The organism is Phyllobacterium sp. P5_D12, assembly GCF_054049495.1.
Window position 1 is genome coordinate 1 of the sequence record NZ_JBFUMG010000545.1, and the last position, 2,973, is coordinate 2,973.

The 2,973-nt window shown below is 56.6% G+C and carries 3 protein-coding genes; all 3 read left to right on the forward strand.

What is annotated here, in order from left to right:
- A partial coding sequence (locus tag ACXJ5O_RS23245; protein WP_457301973.1) for an NAD(P)/FAD-dependent oxidoreductase occupies positions 1–373 on the forward strand: 373 nt, incomplete at its 5' end.
- 107 nt (positions 374–480) lie between these two features.
- Positions 481–2,157 (forward strand): peptide ABC transporter substrate-binding protein, encoded by a 1,677-nt coding sequence (locus tag ACXJ5O_RS23250; protein ID WP_457301974.1) that lies wholly within the window; start codon positions 481–483, stop codon positions 2,155–2,157.
- Positions 2,158–2,226: 69 nt separating this feature from the next.
- Positions 2,227–2,973 (forward strand): ABC transporter permease (locus ACXJ5O_RS23255; protein WP_457301975.1); only part of this gene is annotated, 747 nt, incomplete at its 3' end.

Sequence of the window (2,973 nt, forward strand, 5' to 3'; positions counted from 1 at the left end):
GAAGATGGATGAAGCGAGTCCGTTTGAGTATAACAGAGTCCTCGACCCCAAGCCTTCGCTGGATATGTCAAACAAAGCCTTCAATGGGCTCAAGGCGGCATTTCCGGTATTCAACAAAGCGGAGATCGCGCAGCGCTGGGCGGGCTACATCGATGTTACGCCGGATGCAATTCCTGTGATTTCCGCGGTCGACGAGATACCGGGCTTCCACATCGCCACCGGGTTTTCCGGCCATGGTTTTGGTATTGGTCCGGCGGCAGGTCGACTGATGGCGGATATCGTTACCGGCCGCACTCCGGTCGTCGATCCCACCGATTTTCGTTTTTCCCGCTTCAGCGACGGCACGAAGGTTCGGCCGCTCAGCGGTTTCTAAGATCGGCGTGGTTGAGGAGCCAGGCTGTGTCGAGAATGCTCTGCCGACAGGCAGATAGAATGCAAACTGGAACATTGAACACAAACCAATAAAGAAGGGAAACGACAATGTCTGATAAGCATCAAAATGCAATTCTCCACCCCACCCGGCGTCAGGCACTCGCTATGATGGGCATGGTTGGTGCAACCGGCCTGGTCATGCCGGGGATCTTTGGAAGAGATAAAGCCTATGCCGCTCCGCCCTCAGCGCCCAAGGGACAGGTGATTATCGGTTTCTCGCAGGAACCTACCGTCTTCAATCCGCATATGCTGCATATCGAAGTCGATGAGGGTATCCATTTCAGTGTCTTTGATCCGCTATTCAACGTCGACCCGGAAGGGAAGTTTACGCCCGCCCTGGCGGTTGAAGTTCCGACAGTCGAGAATGGCGGCATCTCCGCCGACGGCCTCAACTGGAAGGTGAAACTCCGCGACGGCGTGAAGTGGCATGACGGCAAGCCCTTCACCGCCGACGACGTAAAATTCACGCTCGATCTCGTCGTCGACAAGGATTTCCGTAGCGCGCGGCGCGCCGGCCACGACCAGGTGCGTGACATCAAGGTTGTATCGCCTACGGAAATCACCTGGCGTATGGAAAAGCCATACGCGCCCTACGCTTCCATCCTCGCGGCTACTTTTATCGTACCCAAACACATCCTGGAGCCGGAAAAGGACAGGAACACCGCACCGTTCAACAATGCGCCCGTGGGGACGGGACCATTCAAGTGGGTCGAACGCGTCGCAGGTGATCACATCGAGCTCGCCGCCAACGCTGATTATTATGGCGACGGACCATATCTCGAACGGGTCATATACAAATACATTCCAGATCTCACCGTCCTCTACACTCAGTTCAAGACGGGCGATATCGATGTAACCGGTTTGCAGTGGATCACGCCTGACCACTACGACGAGGCCAAGGCGCTGGAAGGCAAGACGGTTCAGGTGGTCCCCGGCGGTACTGTCGAGTCCGTAACGTTTAATATGGAAAAGCCGCAGTTCAAGGACCCGGCCGTACGTCAGGCGCTCTATCACGCGCTCGACAAGACCACGATTATCGATGCGCTCTATTACGGTTTGCCGGCGCCCACCGAAACCTACATGCCGCAGCAGTCGTTCTACTTCAATCCCGACCTGCCAAAGCATGAATTCGATATCGAGAAAGCCAAAAAGCTGCTCGACGATGCCGGCTGGAAACCGGGCGAAGATGGTATCCGCGCCAAGGACGGAGTCCGGCTTTCGTTCTCCAATTCGACCACGGCCGGCAATCATATCCGGGAACAGGTGCAGCAATTCATGCAGCAATCCTTTAAGGACATCGGCGTCGAGATGACCATCTCCAACCTCCCCCCGGCTGTCATGTGGGGCGAATACTGGATGCAGTCGAAGTTCGACTCCGTCGTGGTCGGTCTCGATTTCCTTACCGGACCGGATCCCGATACGTCCGACTATTTCCTCACGAGCTCGATCAACGCAAAGGGAGGTGCGGGTCAAAACACATGGCAGTACTCCAATCCCGAAGTCGACAAGCTCCTTGCCGAAGGCGGGCAGGTCTTCGTGCCGGAAGAGCGCAAGAAAGCCTACCTCAAAATCCAGGAGATCATGCGAGACGACCTGCCATTCCTGCCGATCTTCCAATACGCAACGATTCGCGGACGCAAGAAGGGCATGACCGGTTTCACGCCAAACGTGAACAATCGCATCGACTCCTGGAACGTCGGGACCTGGTACTGGGAGCAGGCATAGGATCTGCAGGGCCAGGGCAACGATCCCTGGCCCTGTTCTGCCTTCGAACCTCCATCGGAGATCGACGCAATGACACGCTACATATTGAACAGGCTCGGACAAAGCCTTGTGCTGCTCGTGCTGGTATCCATGATCGGCTTTGCGGTGCTGAATCTGGCACCGGGCGGTCCGTTGTCGCAATTTGCGCTGACACCTGGCATGACGCAGGCAGACCTTGACCGTATTTCCGCACAGATGGGCCTCGATCGGCCGCTGGTCGTGCAATATGCAGATTGGTTCTGGCGCTTGCTGCGCGGCGATTGGGGCAGGTCGTTCAGAGACAGCCGCCCTGTTCTCGATGTCATCGGTGGTCACTTCGGCGCTACTCTATTGCTGATGGGCACCGCAACGGTGATTTCGGTCACCATCGGGACCTGGGTCGGCATCAAGGGAGCGACGAAGCGCTACTCCATCTTCGACTATGCAGCAACAGTTGGCGCCATGGTGGCGCTGTCGATTCCGACGTTCTGGTTCGGACTTGTCGCGATTTACATCTTCTCATTGAAGCTCGGTTGGCTGCCGGCGGGCAATATGTACACGATCGGCAATGGTTCGTTCCTGGACTATGCCATCCATCTCATTATGCCAGCCATGGTTCTGGCATTGGTCGACGTGGCGGTATGGAGCCGCTACATGCGCACTGCGACGCTCGATGTGATCAATCAGGATTTCGTTCGTACTGCGCGTGCCAAAGGCATGACGCCGCGGCGTGTATTGATGAAGCACGTCGTCGGCAACGCGCTGTTGCCGATGATAACCTTGGCGGGACTACAGGTG